The organism is Marinobacter sp. KMM 10035 (assembly GCF_046537445.1).
GTDB classification, from domain to species: domain Bacteria; phylum Pseudomonadota; class Gammaproteobacteria; order Pseudomonadales; family Oleiphilaceae; genus Marinobacter; species Marinobacter sediminicola.
In genome coordinates this window covers 116,419-135,572 of sequence record NZ_JBBVMG010000002.1, presented here as the reverse complement: position 1 = coordinate 135,572, position 19,154 = coordinate 116,419, and the positions used below count along the sequence as shown (strand labels likewise).

Below are 19,154 nucleotides of genomic sequence, written 5' to 3'. Positions count from 1 at the left end.
GGTATGCGTGGTGCCCACATCATCTTGCTGCGAACTTGCACAGGCAGTGAGGAAAAGGGCGGACGCCATCGTAAGGGGAGCATAAATGTTCATACATGCCTCGAAAGTTTGATTAGTGATGAAAAAGTTGATCAGGGTTCGATAAACCCGGAAAACTTTACTCCTGATAACAGAGCCATCTCTCGATGCCAAGTTGCCAAATCGTCACTGTTGAATGAATTCAACGAATCGTGACCACAGGCTCTGGCCATCACTTGCATCAATTCTACAGAGGCTTCAAAGAAATTCCTGAGCTGCCCGGCGGATTTTTCGACGTTCAAACGCTGCCGAAGATCGGCCTTTTGTGTGGCTATACCGGCAGGGCAGTTGTTTGTATTACACATGCGCGCAGCGACACAGCCTATTGATTGCATGGCGCTGTTTGCTATGGCTACGCCATCGGCGCCCAAAGCCAGGGCCTTCACGAAATCCATGGGTGTGCGCAGGCCACCGGTAATAATCAGGGTAACGTCGCCACCCACGCCCTGCTCATCCAGGTATCGCCGCGCCCGTGCCAGTGCAGGTATGGTCGGCACACTGATGTGATCGCGGAACATTTCCGGCGCCGCACCCGTGCCGCCACCTCGGCCATCCAATATGATGTAATCGGCGCTGGCATCCAGAGCAAACTGAATGTCCTTTTCAATATGGTTGGCACTGAGTTTGAAACCAATGGGGATGCCACCCGTTACCTCACGCACGCGATCGGCAAATTTCTTGAAGTCTGCCGCCGTGTGCAAGTGTGCAAATGTGGGTGGAGATACCGCAGGTTCGCCTTCGGGAATGCCTCGAACCTGTGAAATTTTACCGACGTTTTTATTGCCTGGCAGATGGCCGCCAGTGCCGGTTTTTGCGCCTTGACCGCCCTTGAAGTGGAAGGCCTGAACATCTTTCAGTTTTGCTTCGTCATACCCGAATTGCGCACTCGCCAATTCATAAAAATAACGGGAGTTAGCGGCCTGTTCCTCTGGCAGCATTCCGCCTTCTCCAGAGCAAATGCCCGTGCCTGCCATTTCGGCGCCTTTCGCCAAAGCCAGCTTGGCTTCCTCAGACAGGGCTCCGAAACTCATGTCGGAAACAAACAGGGGAATCTTGAGCTTCAGCGGCTTTCTGGCTCTGGGCCCGATAACCAGCTCGGTACTAACGGGAACATCTTCAAGCAGAGGCTGAGTAGCCATTTGCGCCGTCATCACCTGAATATCATCCCAGTGCGGCAGCAAATGACGGGGCACCCCCATGGAGGTCATAGGACCATGGTGCCCCATCTTTGATAAGCCATCTCTGGCCAGTTGGTGAATGAACTCGACCGTAGGTTCCTCAACAGTGGCACTTGCCACGGGAATCTCACTTGCGCCCGCTTTGATGCCAGGCCCTTCCTTGCCAACTGCACTGGCATCAAACTGCTTATGAGTACCATCGCAAAACGGCAGATTTGCCGAATGTTTGCACTGGCACAAATAGGCATCACCAGATTTCTCAGCCGTGAAGGGTTTTGGTTTGAACTCAGTTCCCACGTGGGAACCGTCGCAAAACGGCTGTTTGTTGGAACGGCCACAGGTGCAAAAGTAATATTCCTCGCCTTCTGCGAGATCCACTTTTACAGGCCTGTTATTCGCTACGGTCGGGTTCATTAGGTAACTCCAGGGTTCAGCTTATATGCCCATGCAGTTGGCGTAGTAGGTTGTAGTGGCCGGCCAGTCTGAAAAAATACCGATTACACCCACTTCCTGAGCCAACACATCTATCACTGTGAACATGTCACCGTCGTTGTTGATGGCATCGGTTACGCTCTGATAGTACCACCCGCCGCCCGTGTGTAGCGGTCCGCTGCGCTCAAGCGACCAGCCAATCAGGTCAAGGCCTGCAGCTTTGGCGTTGAGTGCATACTCGGAAGGTACAATTTCGTTGTTGCTGTTCAGGGTCAGCATTTTCCAGATTGCAGGCGCCAGAACAGGAACCCCTTGTTGAACGAGGCTTTCCATGTACTCAAGGGATACGTTTTCAGGGGAGTGATCATCTTCATCAAGGAAGACCGCTTGCTTGCCAAATTCAGGCGTTTCATTGATCCAGAAAACCACGTCTTCCAGCAGGAACGACTGGGGCCATACATCGGAAGGGCTAACGCCTGCCTGTACATAATCATTAATCATCTGGCGAGCATAATCCTGCTGTGTGTAGTCGCCTTCAAACGGCATGTCGACCACCGGCGTTTTCAGCTCCGGAGTGAACTGAACACCCAGTTCCTTGAGCAGCTCGATGCTTTCACGGTGGCTTAACACCGTTCCATTCGTGGCGTACAAATCCGTTCGCCAGTCGGCTGTGCCGCCCAGGTATTCTTCTGGTGTGGTGGCATCGGCGTTAAACGCATCCATTTTACCCCTGAGCGATTTGAACTCAGCCAGTGTTATGTCGCTTGTGCGGCATTCAGCTTCGGCCTTTTGGCCTGTGGCCGGATCTGCCGGGGTAAAAGGCTTGGTGCACTTGGCGTTCAATTCCGGCACAGCCACGATGTTGGTGGTTGTGTGCAGGTCATTCTGGGCATGGCGGCACACCAGCTCCCTGTCCTTGGTAAAGGCCACGTCGCACTCTACGATCCCGGCGCCCATTCGTGCGGCCGCTATGTAAGATTCGCGGGTATGCTCAGGAAACTGCATAGGAGCACCCCGGTGACCGATGGAGAAGGTCGAAGAGGTCACCGGCTTGGATTCACACGCTTGCAGGGACTGCTTCAGCTTGCCTTCGTCCATGTTGTTAATCAGGAAGTAAGGCCGGGGTCCAACTTGAACCAGCGCCTGGCTGTCAGTAGGGGAGGCTTCAGGGGTGCTGGCATTGTGATCCATGGTGCTGCAGCCAGACATGACCGCAATAGAACCCGCGAGCAGTGACAGGGAAAGTGTACGTTTCATGACAGAATCCTTCTGTATTTTTTGTTTGAATTTATATTACTGAGCTAAACATTAGTGGCCACCTCACTATTGATCAACTAACCACCAGCTGTGGTTCGTCGCATTCAATGATGGCCATGGAGTCGGGCAAGTTTGCCCGCTGTTTCCGTGGGACGGAATCGGTGTAAAAACGGTCAACGTATTTGAACGTGGCCACTTTACAATGTGCGTTCAGAGTCCATTTGCTGTGGTCTGCCACAAGCATACGGGTTCTGGTGTTTGCGATGATGGCACGGCTAACTTCAGCCTCGCGGATTTCGTGATCCATCAAGCCTTGTTCCAGATCCATGCTTCCGGTGCTGAAAATGCCGAAGTCTGTCGTGAAGGAGCTGAAAAAGCTGCTGACTTCTGGTCCAACCACATCGTGATGGTTATGGCGGTACATGCCTCCAGACACGATAACCTCGATACCCGGGTTACCTGAAAGTGCTGCCGCCACACTGAAATTGTTGGTCAATATCCGAAGCGAATGATGATGAATCAGCGCTTGTGCAACCAGTTCAACGGTACTGCCAACCCCCAGGCTAACGGTGGCGCCTTCAGGAATATCTGTGGCAACGCGTTTGGCCATTCGCTGTTTAGCGAGTTGACTGGATGTAGGTTCATCCTGGGGCACAGCAAAGGATGGTGCAGGCGTTGCCGGCAGGCTGACACCGCCATAACGACGGCGCAACAAACCCTGTTCGCACATCTTGTTGATGTCGCGGCGAATGGTTTGCGTAGTGACGCCAAAGCGCTGAGCGATGTCTTCAACTTCGACATGCTCTTGTTCATGCACCCATTCGAGGATGCAGCGCTGGCGTTCTTTGGCACTCATCAGATTACCTGCTCGGTCAGGTGCGATGTTGCAGCCAGGCCTCTGCCATTTCAGCAAAGCCCAATCCCGAAGGTTGGCTGACAATCGCTGCGGGCTGATGGGTCATAACGTGTAAATGCTTCCGAATATTGGCTACGCCAACACTCATGGGAAAGCTGCGGAACATGCTCTCGTCATTGGGGGCATCACCAATGAAAATGGAGCGCTTCTGCAAAGACTCGATATCCAGCCCCAGTAACTCCTGGCCCACTCGAAGTGACATAGTGGATTTGTCGAAATCGCCGAGCCAGATGTTGATGTGGATAGAGCTTTGCCGAACGCTGAAGCCCTGGGAAACCAAAGGATCATGTATCGCCGCTACCTGCTCAGGTGTTAGCGATTCCTGCTGGTTGTAGTCTACTGCCACATCGACAAAACGGAAGGGTTGGTCTGTGGCCAGCTTTGCCTCGAAATCCAAATCCAGTGCTGCGACAGCGTCTAATATGGACTGCTGGTCGCGTCGGTGTTTCGCTTCGTTTTCCCAGAAGTGCCATTTAACAGTTTGCGGGGCAGTGCGCTCAGCATAGAAGGCTCCGCCTTCACCAATCACCGCTTTTACCGGCCAGGTACGAATGATCTGGTCACACCAGCCAGCACAGCCCCCTGTTACGGGGATGACACTGATACCTGCATCGGCCAGCCGGCAGATCGCGAGATAAGTCTCTGGCAGAAGGCGGCCACAGGTGGTGAGTGTATCGTCCACATCGGTGAAAAGAATGTCGGCCCTGCCAAAATCAATACTGTCTTTCATAGAATCGGTTATCCAGTTCACAGCGCGAGTGTTTGCCACCCGAAACGCTCGGGCGGCAAACAACTCAAGGTCAAATTACTTTTTTGCGCAGGACGCTGGTCAGCGCCTCGCCCAGAATGACCAACACAACGATTGCAAGCAGGATGGTTGCAACGGTTTGCCAAGCGAACATGTCGATTGACCCCTGCAGCAATACACCGATACCACCAGCACCCACCAAACCCAGCACAGTGGATTCACGGATGTTGATGTCCCAGCGCAGAATAATGATGGCGAAAAATGCCGGCATTACCTGAGGCACAATCGCGTACAACACCACCTTCATCTTGCTGGCACCGGTCGCTTCCATGGCTTCCACCGGGCGGCGGTCAATCTCTTCTATCGCCTCGCCCATCAGCTTGCCGATAAACCCGACTGAGCGGAACATCACCGCCAAAATACCGGCCAGCACGCCGGGGCCAAAAATAGCCACGAACAGCAATGCCCAGATAATGGTGTTCACAGAGCGGCTGGATACCAGAATGAACCGGCCAATCCAGAGCGTGATCTTGTTCGGTGTGGTGTTCTGAGCCGCTATGTAAGACACCGGCAGAGCGATGAAAATCGTCAGCATGGTGGACAGGGTGGCAATGTGCACCGTCTCCAGCATGGCGGAGAAAATCGCACTCCACTTGCTGAATTCCGGCGGCCACATGCGTGCGCCCAAGCTTTGGATCTGGTTGGGCGCATCCCAAACCCAGGGCCAAAAAATATCAATATCACGCACGGCCCAAACAACAGCTATCAGCGTGGCCAGGTAGACCGCATAGCGCGTAAGCTGTTCTTTACGGTCGTAGCGCGACCAGACTCGGTCGGTCAGTTTTGCAGCGTGATCTACCATACTTTTTTCCTCACCCATCCGCTCAAGCCTTCACTGACCAGAATGATCGCAATAATCATCAGCAAAATGGCAAAGGCGAAATCGTAATCGTAACGTCCGAAAGCGTTCATCAGAGTGCCACCGATACCGCCGGCACCCACAATGCCAACAACGGCCGATGCGCGAAGGTTACTGTCGAGCTGATACATGGATAGCCCGATCTGGCGCGGCATGATCTGTGGGAAAACCCCATAAACCAGGATTTTCATGTAACCGGCGCCAACAGAACGCATGGCTTCAACCTGGCCCCAATCAATTTCTTCAATCTCTTCTGCCAATAACTTGGCAACGAAGCCGATGGAATAGAGAGTCAGGGTAAGAATGCCCGCCATAGGGCCAAAGCCCACCGCTGCAACAAACAGAATGGCGACGATAACCGGGTGAAAGCTGCGGGAGACGATAATAAGAGTCCGCCCCAGAATGTAAACGGGAAGGGGCGCTACGTTACGAGCCGCCATGACCGCAATGGGAACCGACAGGAGAACACCCAGCATGGTCGCCAAAAAGGCAATCTGGAAGCTTTCCTTGAAGCCCGTCCACAGCAGCCCGCCGCGTTCAAAACTGGGAGGGAAAGCGCCGCCAAAAATTTTGCCTGCCCGAGGCAAGCCTTCAGCGATACGCTGCCAGTCAAAAGGCAGTGTTGAGAATGCCCAGTACAAGTAGGCCAGGGTGATTGCGACCAATCCATAGCGAATCCAGGGATTTGCTATGAAAGGGGGCTTTTTCCAGACCCTGCCCGGCTGTGCACCGGATGCAGTGTTCCCGGATGTCATGCCGAAGCCTCCTCAGTTGGGGATGCAGGCTCACCAGCATCTTCTTCCGGCGACTCAATGCCACCGTAAATGGCATCCAGAGCATCCTGGTTGAAGTCTTTGGGTTCACCGTCAAAAATCATCTGCCCATGGCGCATGCCGACAATACGGTCGGTGTACATACGCGCCTGAGTTACGTTGTGAATGTTGATCAGTACAGGCAAAGACATTTCACTGGCAAGGCTTTGCAGCAGGCTCATGATCTGCTGTGAGGTTTTCGGGTCCAACGACGCCGTGGGCTCATCGGCCAAAAGAATTTCGGGCTCTTGCATCAAAGCACGTACCACGGCAACACGCTGGCGTTCACCACCAGACAGCTGGTCGGCACGTTTATCGGCGTAGTGGGCGATACCCACACGCTCCATGAGGCTGAACGCGCGGTCGATATCCGATTGTGGGAAGCGACGAGTCAAAGCCTGAAAGAAGGACACATAGCCCAAGCGGCCGGAGAGCACGTTTTCCATAACGGTTAAACGGTCAATCAGGTTAAAGCCCTGAAACACCATACCGATCCGCCGACGAGAGTGGCGCAGGTCGCTTCCGCGAAGATTGACCAACTCGTGGCCGTTCAGCTTGATCGAACCCGACGTTGGCTCGACCAACCGGTTGATGCATCGTAACAAGGTGCTTTTACCTGCACCGGATGCGCCGACGATGGAAACAACACTGCTGCCTTCCACCTTCAGATTCAGGCCTTTGAGCACAGGTTCGTTTTGCCCGTAACGTTTTACGAGGTTGGTAATCTCTAACATGTGTTTACTCCGGATAGAGCCTCTGGCGCGATGCCAGAGGCTCCTGGGCTACTTATTTAAGGTTATCGCGGGTGTACTGAACGCCATTAGAGGCCTGGATGGTGCGGATGACCTTCCAGTTATCTTTGTAGTTGATGGGAATGAACGTTTCGACGCCTTCAAATTCCTCACCGAGCTCAGTGCCGGCAAACTTGAAGGTGTAAAACGCTTCGCGGATCTTCTCAACCAGATCCGGGTGCAGGTTGTGCGCATAGTTGTACGAGGTAGTCGGGAAGCGATCTGATTCCCAAACCAGACGCACGTCGTCTGTGTCATACAGCCCGCGAGCCGCCATACGCTCCACAACTTCTGATGCTACCGGAGCGGCATCATAGTCTTTTGCGACGACACCAAGCATGGACTGGTCGTGGCTACCCGAGAAAGAAATCTCATAGTCATCCCCAGGAACGATACCCATCTCAGGGAACAGAGCCCGTGGAGCCTGGTTGCCCGAGTTAGACGTTGGGGAAGTGTGAGCGACACGCTTGCCCTTCAGATCTTTCATCTCATGAATATCGGAATCAACGTGGGTGAACACCTGCAGCGTGTAACCAAACTGACCTGTTTCTGAACCCATCAGCGCAAACGGAACCGCACCGGCCAGGTTAACCGCGAAAGGCGTTGGGCCAGTGGAGAAGCCAGCAATATGCAGACGGCCGCTGCGCATAGCTTCTACTTGAGCTGAGTTGGACTGAACGGCAAAGAAGCGAACATCACGGCCAGTTACTTCCGACAGGTGATCGATGAACGGCTGCCAAATATCGGAATAAATGGCGGGGTCTTCAACCGGGGTGTAGGCAAAAATCAGGGTGTTGGGATCGTTCCACTTGGACTTGTCCTCAGGCAAGTCTGCAACCATGTCGCCATTTTCATCGCAATACAGAGTATCCAGTGCGCCTCTCTCGCAGTCGGCAAATGCCTGACCGCTGAAACTTGCCATCAAAACGGAAGCCGCTAAGGCAGCAGAGGGCAGTACCCCGGGAAGCTTTTTTTTATGGAAATTCATTGTGATTCTCCGTCGGGAGCGGTCCATGCATGGGGTTCCATGCGGTTTTATTGAACATCTGGGAGGGCCGACTCCATTGGTTTATTATTACTAGATGTTCAATTGAACATGATGATAGCAGTAAACACTGACTAGGCAAGGATGAAAAAGCATGAATGTTGATCGGGCTATGGTGGATCAACACGGCGATAGAAAGCCTCCAACATGCTGTACATGCCGAAAGCGAACAGCCCGACGGCGATGAACGCCATAAGTGGCGTGCCGAAAGGCTGCTTGCGGAAGGTTGAGAACACTTCAGCTATACCGCCGGCCTCGTCCGGATTGACCTGGTAAGCCGCGATAATAAAAAAAGTACCCGTAACGATGAACACTAAGCCACGAACGACCAGGCCAAATCGGCAGATGGGGTAAGCCCAGCGCTGGGTGCTCTGTGGCATACAAAAATGGCGTTCAAATTTGGCCTTTGCGCCCTTAACGCTGTGCGCTACTCCGGCGCCGATCATCATCAGCCCAACAGCTCCCACTAACCACTGGCCATAGGGTTGCTTCATGAGCCAGCCGGCAGTGCCGTCAGAACCACTGCCACCGCCGCTGCCACCCAAGGTAAAGATCAGATTAATGGCAAAGAACGCGAGTAGCAGGTGCGTTGCGGCACTTACGAGCAGGCTGGCCCTGATAATAATGCCTTTAAAGCTTTTTCCATGGCGGTCGGTGTCTGCGATGGCTTGTATGCAGCGCCATAATGCATAACCAACAAGGCCGAAGGCCATTGCGCCTAAAAGAATCTCGCCCAGAGGTGCCGACAACAATCTTTCCAGCGCGCCTTGGCTTCCCGTAGTCTGGCCGCCTCTACCGAGCGCCGACAGAGTGGCAAGGCCTCCGATCAGCAAATACACAATCCCGCGGGCGGCGTAGCCAGCTCGAGCAAAAAAAGCGATGGATTCGTCGGGGGGCATTGTTTTGACGGCTCCTCTCGTAACTCGGGCTGTTGTGCACCCGAACCTTGCTACAGATATATGCAGTCTAGCCTATCAGGCTCGTTGGCGTTCAGCGTGGTTGAGGAAAGTCTCATCAGGTATGCTCGTAAAACGCTCACAACCAACTGCAAGATAATCATTATGTCTGTTGATCCCCTGAAAACTCTGGCTGATATGGCCAGTGAAGCACACGCACGAATTCAATCCACGCATGAGCACATAAACCCAGTTGTTGAAGTGCGCCGCGGCATGCGCGATGCAGGCATTCCTGCAGATGCAATGACCATCGATTGCCTGCGAACGCGTCGGCGCATTACGCTTATTTTGCATGACGAGCAGCCCGGCAAACTTCTCTATCAGTTTATTACCATTGATGAAGAAGTTGGCGAGGGGTTCAAAAGTGTTGATATGGCGGATGTGAGCGCGGAAACGTTGTTTGAATGGATGCAGGAGTACTTTGGTTGAGCAGTACTCCCGGAGTCAGCCTTCTCAGTGAGCACCGAGAAGGCGAGGTTCAGTAAGTATTGAAGTTTGAACTTACTGGTATACAACCTCTCTCTTGGAGACGAGGCAGATATTGTCGTTCGTACCCTGAGCTGAGAGATAGATATTCACTGTGTCGTCGTCATTTTTAAGAATTAGAGTCTTCTCGTTCATGGTGCCTACATAGGCCCAGTCACCAAACACCTCTTCTCGGGTGAGCATGCAGGATTTGGCCAAGGCAAAGGTTTCAATATAGGTTGTATCGCACTTGCCTGATGACGTGGGCGCGGCAATCACCGTTACATGGGAATCGCCATCGGAGTAACCCTTGCTCGACAGGGACGCATAGATACGGTTGTCCGGGTCTTTCGAGTTCCATGTTGAATGGGACGCGTGGCTCTTATCCCCAATAATGAAATCCCCCATCTCTGCCAGAGGTGCAGCGCATTTTACGACACCATTTTTGACGGCCTGAGACTCGATTACTGTAGTGTCTGCGCGGGCACTCAAAGTAAACAAAACAGACGCGGCCAAAAGGATTTTTTTCATTGTGTCTCCAAAAATTGAACTAATCTTCGCTTGGGCTAGGCCGGCGTAGCAGCCAGCCGTTTAGGGTTGCGCTAACCCTAGCCCAAAGCGATTGGAACCGGAACACGGAACCCGCGGATTTTGCAGTGTTTTACGGGGCAGGGTGCCTTTTACTGCACGTTTTCCGTATCGCCAAACTGCTCAGCAAAGAGGGCGCTGGAAAGGTAGCGCTCGGCAGAATCCGGCAGAATGACCACAATGTTCTTGCCCTTGTGTTCAGGCTGCTGGCCAACACGGACAGCGGCAACCACTGCCGCACCACAGGAAATGCCACACAGAATGCCTTCTTCCTGCATCAACCGGTGGGCCATGGCCATGGAGTCTTCATTGGTGACCGTTTCCACCTGATCAACCATGTCCAAATCAAGGTTTCCAGGCACAAAGCCAGCACCAAGGCCCTGGATTTTGTGCGGTGCCGGCTTGAGGGCTTCGCCATTACGCACCTGAGTGATGATAGGAGAGTCAGCAGGCTCAACGGCTACCGTAGTAATAGCCTTGCCCTGGGTGTTCTTGATGTAGCGAGAGACGCCCGTGAGCGTGCCGCCGGTGCCCACACCCGAAACAAAAATATCCACGGCGCCATCGGTGTCGTTCCAGATTTCAGGACCGGTGGTATCTTCGTGAATTTGTGGATTGGCCGGGTTGTTGAATTGCTGAGGCAGAAAGTACTTCTCAGGCTCGGCCGCCGCCAGTTCTTCCGCTTTGGCGATCGCGCCGGGCATGCCTTTGGCGGGCTCGGTCAGCAGCAGGTCAGCACCCAGAGCCTTCAGCACCTTGCGGCGCTCCAAGCTCATGGAAGAAGGCATGGTAAGAACGATTTTGTAGCCTCTGGCCGCAGCCACAAAGGCCAAGGCTATACCCGTGTTGCCACTGGTCGGCTCTATAATGGTCATGCCCGGCTTCAGCACCCCCCGTTTCTCGGCATCCAGCACCATGGCCGTGCCAATTCGGCACTTCACCGAGTAGGCCGGGTTACGGCCTTCAATCTTGGCCCAGATAGTCGCGCCATTATTCACACGGTTAAGTCTCACCAGCGGTGTGTTGCCAATGGACTGAGAGTTGTCTTCAAAAATGCGGGGCATGGGCTGTCTCCTTGGCACCGTGTTGCTTAATCGTAGTAGGCTTCAACCTTACCTTTCATGGTCATCATAAGCGGTTGGCCACGACGGTCTAGTGCCTTGGGGGAGGCGATTTTTATCCACCCTTCACTGATGCAATATTCCTCAACATTGGTGCGCTCTTTTCCATTCAGCTTGATAGCAATGTCGTGCACGAAAACTTCAGCGACATGGTGCGGGCTGTTGGGGTTTCTTGAAAGACGATCCGGCAGTGCTGGCAAAGATGTAGTTTCGCTCATGATAGTAATCCGCGTTGAATAGGAAAGGGCGCCATTCTAGGCAATATAGATCGGGCGCTCAATAACGGCCGCAGGGTTATTCGCCCTGCACTTAGTTGCCTTCGCGCCGAGGGCCGGGCTTGAAGAGCTTAAACCAGGCAATGGAGCCTGCTATAGACGCGAGCGCTAGAATTACGAAGAATTCCTGCGCGTTAAAATCGCCAACCTTGTGCAATAACCCCAGAAACACCAAAAGAAATGTTCCAATGGTGCCAACAATCCTTAAATTCATATTTCTTCCTCGGAGCTGGAGCAGCCCACTGAGTGTGCTGCGTGCTCCCCTCATAGATGGTTTATTGTCTTTGGATCAGAACCCGCTGGATAACATGGCCCCAGGTGCGATCTTTTGCATCGCTGGCATGCTGGTCAGCGCGGCTTAGGGCTTCTGCTTGGCCCGCACTTGATACAAAGGCCGTAAACTGTTTGGTCACGGCTTTATGATAATTCCTGAAAGCAGCCTCACAGCCCGCTTGGGCGCCCTTGGCAATGTCTGAAGGGGGAGCCGAGCTGATATGGCTGAAGCGATCGGATTCACCGACCATGCAATCCTGATACGCCTTGTACTTCTCGTTCAGGTTGGCACTGAGGGCTTTCTTTTCATCGGTGGTCAAATTCGGTGCAGGAGAAAGAGCCGCGCAGCTTGCCAGCGACCCGCACAATGCCACCACAATGGTAGCGCTCCGCCAACGGGCGGCGTTAAAGAAAATCATACCTATCAACCCCTTATATTATGCATTGAGCCTTGTGTTCTAGCTTTTATAGAGCCGGGCCCGCTTTAATTCTACCTTCACGGGTAAGGGTTCAGAAAATACGGAAGCCAGCCCGAGTTCTTGGATAAACCCTTTAAGCTCTGAAGAGCCTGCCTCCACATTTTGATTGATTCGTTGCACCATCCAATAAGGATAACTCACGTTGTAGCGCGTCTCCGATTCTCCCTCAATCGTTAACCTGGCGTCTCCAAGGCGTTGGGGTATCTTATCTTTAGCGGGGTTTTCATCTGCCCAGGATTTCACCCCCTGAATAGCTTGTTCTAACAACGGGGCCTGCAGTGATGACATTGCCTGCAATACTGGAATCAGTGTGTCAGGTATTTGATCATTTGTGGGCAGGTCCTCAAGAGGCTGCTCGAACGATCCATGCATGGCGATTAGCCAAGTATACAAATGGTCGTATTTTTTAATTAGATCTACCGGTTCGGGGTCACGATGCAGGTGGGCGTATAGCTGGCCATATAGTGCAAAGTCTCCAATGGTAGGCTGGCCGCCTAATAGAAATGCATAGGCCTTAAAGTGCTCGTCCAACAGGGACAGAATGTTTTCAACCGCGACCTCTAACCTGGGCTCCATTTTTTTCGTGATGCCCAGTATTGGCAAATAGCCTGACATCTTTCCGGCGAATTTTTTAGCCACAGTGCGTTGTAGGACACCGGGGAAATAGGGGAGTGCATTCTTGCCGAATTCGCCAATGATAAACTTCAAGTTACCCTTGTAGTTCCAACGGTAGTGAAGAGAGGCCATGGGCAACCATTCATCAGCAAATAGCTCCACCAACAGGCTGGCAAGGGCTTGTTTTGGCGTTTCCGGGAAAACCGGTTTGAGTCGGTTTTCGGTTTCATAAACATCGATGATATGGCTTGAATCTTGTAGCACGGAGCCATCGAGCCGAAACACAGTGGGCATTATTATTTTCCCAACGGCAGGCTGCACTTTTCTGAAAAGCGTATGAGCGTTGGGTGGCTTGTAGTCGTAGGGAATATTTTTGTAGTTAAAGTAACTCCGCACCTTCGCGGTGTATGGAGAAACATCCCACCCCAAAAGCTGATCTTTTTTAGCCATCTTATTCTCTTTGTTTTATGTTTTTGGCCGACGCTGATTATGCGACTCGCTAAATGATCTCCTTTACGATCATGTTTCGAACCTGCTCAACGGCATCTCTATGGCTCAATCACCCGCAGAAGGTGCAAGCTGGTGATTGAGAGCGCAGCGACAGCAACATTCGTTGTTACTGGATTGAACGCGCCAAACAGAAGTAAGGGCTGAACCAGCACTACGAATGCCAGCAAGCCTACCATTGCGGCTAATGTAAGCAGCAGCGGCCAGCGCTGTCGCCAAAATATCAAGATAACAACGGCCATGGCAATCTCTAACACCCCAGCGATAGTGGCCAACTGAACTGCACCAGAATGTGAAAACCCTGCCGCCATGCTCATTGCCAGCTCATCCTCATGGGGGTAGAGCAATTTCGGAATCAAGCCTTGATAGAACCAGATAAAAGCAATGGTGCCCCGACATACTGCGTAACTTAAAAGTGGACTATTCACCCAGGAACCTTGAATCATGATCTTTGTTGGGAATCACACAAGCATCGTAGCGACCGAACAGCTTGTAGCGGTTTAATGCAATTCGGTCGTATAGCCAGTCTCGAATCATTGATGGCACAACCCAACCAACACAGGTCAACGGCCACGGCCATGGCAGTTCACGCATCACCCTGAAAAAGGCAGTAGATTTGGTATAAATATTCGGCCCCTCGGCAAGCAGCATGGTTTCGTAATAATCCGTCGGGAAACCATGCGACTGAAGAATCGCCTGGCCTTCAGGTGATTGAACAGTCGCTAATTTGAATCGACGGTTTTTATCGAATCTAATAAGGAAGCGAGCCCACGCGGAGCAAAGTCGACACACACCATCGAACAAAACCACCCGGTCCTCAGGAGCAATATTGGGATGAGATTGCGATTTATTTTTCATAGTAAAGTTGAGTTATGGGTGTTTTTCTTTGGCATGACATGAGCCGCCTTGAAAGCCCGGACTGCAACAACCGGGTGCCGCATCTCGTTGGGGACGACGAAGCTTTCGCCCTGGCGCTATGCATTGGTTATGTCGTGCGCGGAGCAAACATAATTATAGCCATACCTACCAAGGCAACCCCTGAGCCAACCAGATCCCAGGTAGTTGGGCGAATGCCATCCACTGTCCATAGCCAGAGAATGGCCGTGAAGATATAAACGCCGCCATAGGCAGCATAAACCCTGCCTGCAGCCGTGGGGTGCAACGACAGCAGCCAGGCAAATGCCGCAAGGCTCAACGCCCCCGGCACTAAGAGCCATATGGATTTACCTTCCCGAAGCCATAGGTAGGGCAGGTAACAGCCAACAATCTCGGCTAGAGCGGTGACGAGGAATAGACCAACGGTTTTCAACTCAGACAAAATAACCCGCTCCTTGGTAGTAACGTTGGAATAAGCGACGGCCCGATAACGTGCGCTTGCAGCAGCCTCTGGTTAAATCCTCCCCAAGGCATACTGAACCGCCTGCTCGGCATGTATTTCTGTGGTGTCATACAGTTTGACCTCTGTATCCGAGCCCTGAATCAAAAGGCCTATCTCCGTGCATCCCAAAATTACGCCCTGCGCACCGCGTTCAGCCAATGATGCGACAACATCCAGATACATGGCTTTTGAATCAGGCTTGATCACCCCTTGGCACAACTCATTGTAAATCACCGAATGAACAGTCTCTCTTTGAGACTCATCTGGCACAACAACCTGGATACCATGGTCCTGAAGACGCCCAAGGTAAAACGTCTGCTCCATGGTAAATCGTGTACCCAGCAGTCCTACACAGGTTATCCCATCCTGTTTGAGCACGTTGGCCGTGGCATCTGCGATGTGGAGTAGGGGGATGTTCACTGAGCGTTCAATTTGGGAAGCGACTTTATGCATCGTGTTCGTACAGAGAAGCAAAAACTCTGCGCCTGCCGACTCAACCGACTGGGCGACTGATCCCAGTATTTCCCCTGTTGCCTGCCAATCCCCTTGGTGTTGCAAGGCCTCAATCTCTGCAAAATCAACGCTGTATAGAACAAGTTTTGCCGAATGAAGCCCGCCGAGCTCATCTCTGACTCTCTGGTTGATCAGGCGGTAGTAACTCTGCGTTGACTCCCAGCTCATTCCGCCAATTAGACCTATTGTTTTCATAGGATGCTTTACCGTGTTTACCAACCCCACCAGCCCCAAACTTTGGCCATAGCGCGCCAAACAGTCCCGAGAATAGATGGAAAGAGTTGCGGGAGCAGCAAAGCCAACACAGCAAATAGGATGATGCAGGTGACAAGGTAGCTACTACTGAGAAAGCCATCCCAATAGACGGCCAGCTCCAGGTTTGCCCAGAGCCAAACGAACGCTGCGGTTGGGATAGAGAAGAACAGCGATGCGAAGAGACTGATCAGCCTCGATTCAATCGGCCCACTTTGGCCGCGATTTTTTGCCATGATAGATGACTTCCTTGTGTATAACATCAGCGTCCGCACCCGCCTGTAATAATAAAGCAGAAGCACGCCCCATTCAGCTCATTGTCGGTGCCATTGAGGGCAGTTGAACATTAATGCTTGGTGAAGTGCTAATCTGACCTCAGTTTACCGCTACGATCAAACAGTTCAGCGAAGTGACAGACAGCCTAACGTTTTCAGGAGAAGAAAAATGTCGGACACCAACATCGAACTTATTTCTACCATTAGCGAAGACAACACACTGGAACTTGCCCTGCGGGAGATCGAGATCCCCCAGCCCGGCGAAAACGAAGTAGTCATCCGCATCGAAGCCGCCCCTATTAACCCGTCTGATCTGGGAGTGATGTTCAGCGCGGCCGATATGACCACTGCCAGCCAATCCGGTAGCGCCGATCGCCCGGTTATCCGTGCCGATGTCCCGGCCAAGTTCATGGGTGCCGTTAAAAAGCGGGTTGGCAAGGCTATACCCGTAGGCAACGAAGGCGCCGGTACAGTTGTAGCTGCAGGCCCATCAGCCGCTGCGCAAAGCCTGATGGGCAAAACCGTTGCGTTCATTGGCGGTGGTAGCTACCGCCAATATCTCTGTGCCAAGGTGCAAAGCTGCCTGGAACTGGAGCAGGGTACGACTGCCGCCGAAGGCGCTTCAAGCTTTGTGAACCCGCTGACGGCACTAACCATGGTCGAAACCATGCGCGCTGAAGGTCACAAAGCCATCGTTCACGCGGCTGCCGCCTCTAACCTCGGACAAATGCTCAACCGCATCTGCATCGCCGACGGCATCGACCTGGTGAATATTGTCCGTAAGCCAGAACAGGAAACATTGCTGCGGGAATTGGGTGCAAAATACGTGGTTAATTCCAGTAGCGACAGCTTTATGGCTGACCTGACCCAAGCACTGATCGAAACCGGCGCGACCATCGCGTTCGACCCGATTGGTGGCGGTAAATTGGCCAGTGACATTCTCACCTGCATGGAAGCCGCCGTGTCTCGCAACATCACTGAATACAACGTGTATGGATCTGATATCTACAAACAGGTTTATATCTACGGCGGGCTTGATCGCGGCCCCATCATGCTAAACCGCAACTTTGGTTTTGCCTGGGGCGTGAACGGCTTTTTATTGTTTAATGCATTAGGAAAACTGAGCAAGGAAACCGCCATCGCCATGCGCAAACGCATAGCAGCAGAGATCAAAACCACGTTCGCCAGCCACTACACTCACGAAGTATCGCTGGCCGGTGCTTTACAGCTGGATGCGATGGCGGTTTACGGCAAACAGGCTACTGGCGAGAAGTTCCTGATCAGACCACAGAGCTGAGGTTTGGTGTGTGGCCGTGAGGCCATCCAGGCTGCTAGAGACAGAATGACTTCAGCGGCCTGGGGCTCTTTTTGTGCTGTTTAGCGTTCGCCTTCAGCCGACCACTTGGAGCGAATGACCGAAGGGAAGTAGCGGAAATCGTATCAGCGATTTATTAGGTTTAATGTTTACTATTGGAGAGTATTTCGTTTATTGTATTAAATACAAAATCAATGGTCATGTTTCCTTTTTCAATACCTGCTAATAAATCAGTTGATTCATCTTGAGAAATTTTGTTGTTTTTAATAAGCAATTGAATACCTTCGATTACTTTTTTCATTTTTTCGTTAGATTTATGTAAATGTTGGGATTGATTTTGAAGCACTTTAATTCTTGTCTGCAATTCGAGAATATTCATCTGCTTTATCGCATCACTTTTACCACCACTACTTACAAGCTTACTAATTCCGTACCCAACGGCTCCACCAACCGCAACGCTACCTACAACCCAACCAATCGGCGTTGTGGTGACAAAAACACCTCCAAGAATAGTACCAAGGGTTGAAGAGCCAAAAATCGTAGCAGCACCTGCGGTACTCGCCGCCGCAGCTGCGAGACCAGCCCCTGCAACGCCACCCAATCCTGAAGCTCCTAATTCGCCAAGAACTCCAATCCTATCTCTAGGACTTTTTTTCATTTTCTCTAATGCTCTTATATATTCTTCTGCAGTCAATGTCTGATTGTTTTTCAAGACCTGCCACCTGTCAGGAAAATTGCATACGCAATGCATTAAAAATATTTGCAAATAATTCAAAGAATTTCTTCGCAATCAAAATTATTTCTTGAGTCACCCCAACCACACCATCAGTTGTCTTCTTTCCTTGATCAAGTCGATAACCTGAAATACCACCAACTAGTATTGAGATTGCCGCTGCGAGCGGTGCTAATATCGGCCCTAAAAAGGGGATCATGCTTAGCAATGCCCCAATTGCTGCACCAATCGCTACGCCAACCGCCAGATGAGGGTTTTCATTAATAAACTTCAAAATTTCAACAAATGTTATCTTGCCAATGTGTATAATTTGGCCGCCAATGATTTTTGTTTTTTCCCAAAGCTCATCTATCCGAGTGATAATTTCTTGCGGCAAACCAGAGTTCGTAAGTCGTGTGATCGTATCAATTCTATCTATCCTCATAGCATTAGAATTTAATACCACCATTTTTAATTTTGCTTCAGGTTCTGACAGCGACATTTCTGATCCCCTCATGGCTGGTCATTTCTACGCTTGGCTTTAAGGTGCGCCGGAGCGCAGCGTAGGTGCGTCCGCCAACATCCACTGGTTATGTGATGGTAGCTCAATTTGGCAGCCCCTCGAACTTTGGCACTTCCCCAAACTCCCCATCCCAAGCAGCTTTGCTGGATGAAAAGATGTGCGCTGTTGGCGACATAGAGATTTCAGTGTCCAAACACCCAGCCGGAACGACGAGCAAACCTGCGATCTGTGTGTTCGGCAATGCTGAGCCACACAGCTCACAAAAACTTTTGCTATGACGAGTGCCTGGAAGCGTAAAGGAAGTCACAGCATCTGCACCCGACCGCCAGACCAATTTAGCTGACTGTGAGAATAGATTTGCCGCATGAGCCGAACCCGTATCTTTTTGGCAATGCTGGCAATGACACAGGTAAAAGCTATCGAACTCACCTTTTACCTCAAAGCTCACGGTGCCACACAGACAAGAACCGAAATGATCAGTCATCAGAATCCCTTCCATGGCCTGTGGATAAAACACACATAGCGCTTGCAGCAGGGGCGCGACGTCAGGAGCGTCCCTTGCCTGCATTTGTGTACGCCCAGCATGGGCATGAACTAATGGGGTGAAAGTCCCCTGTGGGAAGATCACCGTTCAGCCGGTTTTAGCCGATTGAACGCTAACCACTAGCGAATGGCAAGGGCCAACCCGTGAGGGTTGGTCTGGAGGAAGCCGCTAGCAAAACTGCGAGCTG

25 protein-coding genes are annotated in these 19,154 nt (G+C 51.9%); 2 read left to right on the top strand and 23 right to left on the bottom strand.

Features of this window, described 5'->3' with window-relative positions:
• Positions 1-131 precede the first annotated feature (131 nt).
• The 9 genes from AADB16_RS12590 to AADB16_RS12550 all read right to left on the bottom strand — a co-directional run bounded on the left by AADB16_RS12590 (position 132) and on the right by AADB16_RS12550 (position 9,075).
• Complete coding sequence (locus AADB16_RS12590; protein WP_410803781.1) at positions 132-1,670, bottom strand: glutamate synthase-related protein; 1,539 nt, start codon at positions 1,668-1,670, stop codon at positions 132-134.
• A 21-nt stretch (positions 1,671-1,691) separates the two neighbouring features.
• A complete protein-coding gene (locus AADB16_RS12585; protein ID WP_309044302.1) occupies positions 1,692-2,945 on the bottom strand; it encodes a glycerophosphodiester phosphodiesterase family protein in 1,254 nt (417 codons plus the stop codon).
• Positions 2,946-3,018: 73 nt separating this feature from the next.
• On the bottom strand, positions 3,019-3,801 hold the full coding sequence (locus tag AADB16_RS12580; protein WP_410803779.1) for a DeoR/GlpR family DNA-binding transcription regulator: 783 nt from the start codon (positions 3,799-3,801) through the stop codon (positions 3,019-3,021).
• Between the two features lie 16 nt (positions 3,802-3,817).
• Complete coding sequence (locus tag AADB16_RS12575) at positions 3,818-4,591, bottom strand: HAD-IIB family hydrolase (protein ID WP_309044304.1); 774 nt, start codon at positions 4,589-4,591, stop codon at positions 3,818-3,820.
• 70 nt (positions 4,592-4,661) lie between these two features.
• On the bottom strand, positions 4,662-5,471 hold the full coding sequence (gene phnE, locus AADB16_RS12570) for a phosphonate ABC transporter, permease protein PhnE (protein ID WP_200371124.1): 810 nt from the start codon (positions 5,469-5,471) through the stop codon (positions 4,662-4,664).
• Positions 5,465-6,283: a phosphonate ABC transporter, permease protein PhnE gene (phnE, locus tag AADB16_RS12565; RefSeq protein ID WP_200371126.1), complete on the bottom strand. Its 819-nt coding sequence runs from the start codon at positions 6,281-6,283 to the stop codon at positions 5,465-5,467. The genes phnE (AADB16_RS12570) and phnE (AADB16_RS12565) overlap by 7 nt, the downstream gene beginning before the upstream one ends.
• Positions 6,280-7,074 (bottom strand): phosphonate ABC transporter ATP-binding protein, encoded by a 795-nt coding sequence (gene phnC / locus AADB16_RS12560; protein ID WP_100640337.1) that lies wholly within the window; start codon positions 7,072-7,074, stop codon positions 6,280-6,282. Before phnC ends, phnE (AADB16_RS12565) begins: the two co-directional genes overlap by 4 nt.
• 52 nt (positions 7,075-7,126) lie before the next feature.
• Positions 7,127-8,119, bottom strand: coding sequence for a phosphate/phosphite/phosphonate ABC transporter substrate-binding protein (gene phnD, locus AADB16_RS12555; protein WP_410803776.1), 993 nt, complete (start codon positions 8,117-8,119; stop codon positions 7,127-7,129).
• 167 nt (positions 8,120-8,286) lie between these two features.
• On the bottom strand, positions 8,287-9,075 hold the full coding sequence (locus AADB16_RS12550) for a DUF1206 domain-containing protein (RefSeq protein WP_309044307.1): 789 nt from the start codon (positions 9,073-9,075) through the stop codon (positions 8,287-8,289).
• A gap of 162 nt (positions 9,076-9,237) precedes the next feature.
• On the opposite strand from AADB16_RS12550, the gene AADB16_RS12545 reads away from it, so the two are divergent.
• Positions 9,238-9,561, top strand: a complete 324-nt coding sequence (locus tag AADB16_RS12545) for a hypothetical protein (RefSeq protein ID WP_298446872.1) — start codon at positions 9,238-9,240, stop codon at positions 9,559-9,561.
• A gap of 72 nt (positions 9,562-9,633) precedes the next feature.
• On the opposite strand, the gene AADB16_RS12540 is transcribed toward AADB16_RS12545, so the two are convergent.
• The 11 genes from AADB16_RS12540 to AADB16_RS12490 all read right to left on the bottom strand — a co-directional run bounded on the left by AADB16_RS12540 (position 9,634) and on the right by AADB16_RS12490 (position 15,834).
• A complete protein-coding gene (locus tag AADB16_RS12540) occupies positions 9,634-10,128 on the bottom strand; it encodes a hypothetical protein (protein WP_410803773.1) in 495 nt (164 codons plus the stop codon).
• Positions 10,129-10,277: 149 nt separating this feature from the next.
• On the bottom strand, positions 10,278-11,249 hold the full coding sequence (gene cysK, locus AADB16_RS12535) for a cysteine synthase A (protein ID WP_309044309.1): 972 nt from the start codon (positions 11,247-11,249) through the stop codon (positions 10,278-10,280).
• A gap of 26 nt (positions 11,250-11,275) precedes the next feature.
• Positions 11,276-11,524 (bottom strand): DUF3297 family protein, encoded by a 249-nt coding sequence (locus tag AADB16_RS12530; RefSeq protein WP_298446875.1) that lies wholly within the window; start codon positions 11,522-11,524, stop codon positions 11,276-11,278.
• Between the two features lie 91 nt (positions 11,525-11,615).
• Positions 11,616-11,795 carry a hypothetical protein gene (locus AADB16_RS12525; RefSeq protein WP_410803771.1) on the bottom strand — a complete coding sequence of 60 codons (180 nt, stop codon included), beginning with the start codon at positions 11,793-11,795 and terminating at the stop codon, positions 11,616-11,618.
• Positions 11,796-11,856: 61 nt separating this feature from the next.
• Complete coding sequence (locus AADB16_RS12520) at positions 11,857-12,273, bottom strand: hypothetical protein (RefSeq protein ID WP_410803769.1); 417 nt, start codon at positions 12,271-12,273, stop codon at positions 11,857-11,859.
• A 39-nt stretch (positions 12,274-12,312) separates the two neighbouring features.
• Positions 12,313-13,398, bottom strand: coding sequence for a glutathione S-transferase family protein (locus tag AADB16_RS12515; RefSeq protein ID WP_410803767.1), 1,086 nt, complete (start codon positions 13,396-13,398; stop codon positions 12,313-12,315).
• 98 nt (positions 13,399-13,496) lie between these two features.
• On the bottom strand, positions 13,497-13,883 hold the full coding sequence (locus tag AADB16_RS12510; RefSeq protein ID WP_410803765.1) for a DoxX-like family protein: 387 nt from the start codon (positions 13,881-13,883) through the stop codon (positions 13,497-13,499).
• Positions 13,876-14,313 carry a thiol-disulfide oxidoreductase DCC family protein gene (locus AADB16_RS12505; protein ID WP_410803763.1) on the bottom strand — a complete coding sequence of 146 codons (438 nt, stop codon included), beginning with the start codon at positions 14,311-14,313 and terminating at the stop codon, positions 13,876-13,878. The genes AADB16_RS12510 and AADB16_RS12505 overlap by 8 nt, the downstream gene beginning before the upstream one ends.
• Positions 14,314-14,440: 127 nt before the next feature.
• Positions 14,441-14,773 (bottom strand): YnfA family protein, encoded by a 333-nt coding sequence (locus AADB16_RS12500; protein WP_410803762.1) that lies wholly within the window; start codon positions 14,771-14,773, stop codon positions 14,441-14,443.
• A 72-nt stretch (positions 14,774-14,845) separates the two neighbouring features.
• Positions 14,846-15,541, bottom strand: a complete 696-nt coding sequence (locus AADB16_RS12495) for an aspartate/glutamate racemase family protein (protein ID WP_410803761.1) — start codon at positions 15,539-15,541, stop codon at positions 14,846-14,848.
• A gap of 17 nt (positions 15,542-15,558) precedes the next feature.
• Complete coding sequence (locus tag AADB16_RS12490; protein ID WP_410803759.1) at positions 15,559-15,834, bottom strand: hypothetical protein; 276 nt, start codon at positions 15,832-15,834, stop codon at positions 15,559-15,561.
• Positions 15,835-16,042: 208 nt separating this feature from the next.
• Here AADB16_RS12490 and AADB16_RS12485 point away from each other — a divergent pair, with 208 nt between their 5' ends.
• Positions 16,043-17,170, top strand: a complete 1,128-nt coding sequence (locus AADB16_RS12485; RefSeq protein WP_410803757.1) for a zinc-binding dehydrogenase — start codon at positions 16,043-16,045, stop codon at positions 17,168-17,170.
• Between the two features lie 160 nt (positions 17,171-17,330).
• Here AADB16_RS12485 and AADB16_RS12480 read toward each other — a convergent pair whose 3' ends face one another.
• The 3 genes from AADB16_RS12480 to AADB16_RS12470 form a co-directional block, all read right to left on the bottom strand.
• Positions 17,331-17,900: a hypothetical protein gene (locus AADB16_RS12480; RefSeq protein ID WP_410803755.1), complete on the bottom strand. Its 570-nt coding sequence runs from the start codon at positions 17,898-17,900 to the stop codon at positions 17,331-17,333.
• 13 nt (positions 17,901-17,913) lie between these two features.
• A complete protein-coding gene (locus AADB16_RS12475) occupies positions 17,914-18,402 on the bottom strand; it encodes a hypothetical protein (RefSeq protein WP_410803753.1) in 489 nt (162 codons plus the stop codon).
• 103 nt (positions 18,403-18,505) lie between these two features.
• Positions 18,506-18,991 carry a GFA family protein gene (locus tag AADB16_RS12470; RefSeq protein ID WP_410803752.1) on the bottom strand — a complete coding sequence of 162 codons (486 nt, stop codon included), beginning with the start codon at positions 18,989-18,991 and terminating at the stop codon, positions 18,506-18,508.
• Between the last annotated feature and the right edge of the window lie 163 nt (positions 18,992-19,154).

Bases quoted from the DNA above. Each gene is read 5' to 3' on its own strand.
- AADB16_RS12590 (WP_410803781.1), bottom strand. From the start codon at position 1,670: ATGAACCCGACCGTAGCGAATAACAGGCCTGTAAAAGTGGATCTCGCA.
- AADB16_RS12585 (WP_309044302.1), bottom strand. From the start codon at position 2,945: ATGAAACGTACACTTTCCCTGTCACTGCTCGCGGGTTCTATTGCGGTC.
- AADB16_RS12580 (WP_410803779.1), bottom strand. From the start codon at position 3,801: ATGAGTGCCAAAGAACGCCAGCGCTGCATCCTCGAATGGGTGCATGAA.
- AADB16_RS12575 (WP_309044304.1), bottom strand. From the start codon at position 4,591: ATGAAAGACAGTATTGATTTTGGCAGGGCCGACATTCTTTTCACCGAT.
- phnE (WP_200371124.1), bottom strand. From the start codon at position 5,471: ATGGTAGATCACGCTGCAAAACTGACCGACCGAGTCTGGTCGCGCTAC.
- phnE (WP_200371126.1), bottom strand. From the start codon at position 6,283: ATGACATCCGGGAACACTGCATCCGGTGCACAGCCGGGCAGGGTCTGG.
- phnC (WP_100640337.1), bottom strand. From the start codon at position 7,074: ATGTTAGAGATTACCAACCTCGTAAAACGTTACGGGCAAAACGAACCT.
- phnD (WP_410803776.1), bottom strand. From the start codon at position 8,119: ATGAATTTCCATAAAAAAAAGCTTCCCGGGGTACTGCCCTCTGCTGCC.
- AADB16_RS12550 (WP_309044307.1), bottom strand. From the start codon at position 9,075: ATGCCCCCCGACGAATCCATCGCTTTTTTTGCTCGAGCTGGCTACGCC.
- AADB16_RS12545 (WP_298446872.1), top strand. From the start codon at position 9,238: ATGTCTGTTGATCCCCTGAAAACTCTGGCTGATATGGCCAGTGAAGCA.
- AADB16_RS12540 (WP_410803773.1), bottom strand. From the start codon at position 10,128: ATGAAAAAAATCCTTTTGGCCGCGTCTGTTTTGTTTACTTTGAGTGCC.
- cysK (WP_309044309.1), bottom strand. From the start codon at position 11,249: ATGCCCCGCATTTTTGAAGACAACTCTCAGTCCATTGGCAACACACCG.
- AADB16_RS12530 (WP_298446875.1), bottom strand. From the start codon at position 11,524: ATGAGCGAAACTACATCTTTGCCAGCACTGCCGGATCGTCTTTCAAGA.
- AADB16_RS12525 (WP_410803771.1), bottom strand. From the start codon at position 11,795: ATGAATTTAAGGATTGTTGGCACCATTGGAACATTTCTTTTGGTGTTT.
- AADB16_RS12520 (WP_410803769.1), bottom strand. From the start codon at position 12,273: ATGATTTTCTTTAACGCCGCCCGTTGGCGGAGCGCTACCATTGTGGTG.
- AADB16_RS12515 (WP_410803767.1), bottom strand. From the start codon at position 13,398: ATGGCTAAAAAAGATCAGCTTTTGGGGTGGGATGTTTCTCCATACACC.
- AADB16_RS12505 (WP_410803763.1), bottom strand. From the start codon at position 14,313: ATGAAAAATAAATCGCAATCTCATCCCAATATTGCTCCTGAGGACCGG.
- AADB16_RS12495 (WP_410803761.1), bottom strand. From the start codon at position 15,541: ATGAAAACAATAGGTCTAATTGGCGGAATGAGCTGGGAGTCAACGCAG.
- AADB16_RS12490 (WP_410803759.1), bottom strand. From the start codon at position 15,834: ATGGCAAAAAATCGCGGCCAAAGTGGGCCGATTGAATCGAGGCTGATC.
- AADB16_RS12485 (WP_410803757.1), top strand. From the start codon at position 16,043: ATGTCGGACACCAACATCGAACTTATTTCTACCATTAGCGAAGACAAC.
- AADB16_RS12475 (WP_410803753.1), bottom strand. From the start codon at position 18,402: ATGTCGCTGTCAGAACCTGAAGCAAAATTAAAAATGGTGGTATTAAAT.
- AADB16_RS12470 (WP_410803752.1), bottom strand. From the start codon at position 18,991: ATGCAGGCAAGGGACGCTCCTGACGTCGCGCCCCTGCTGCAAGCGCTA.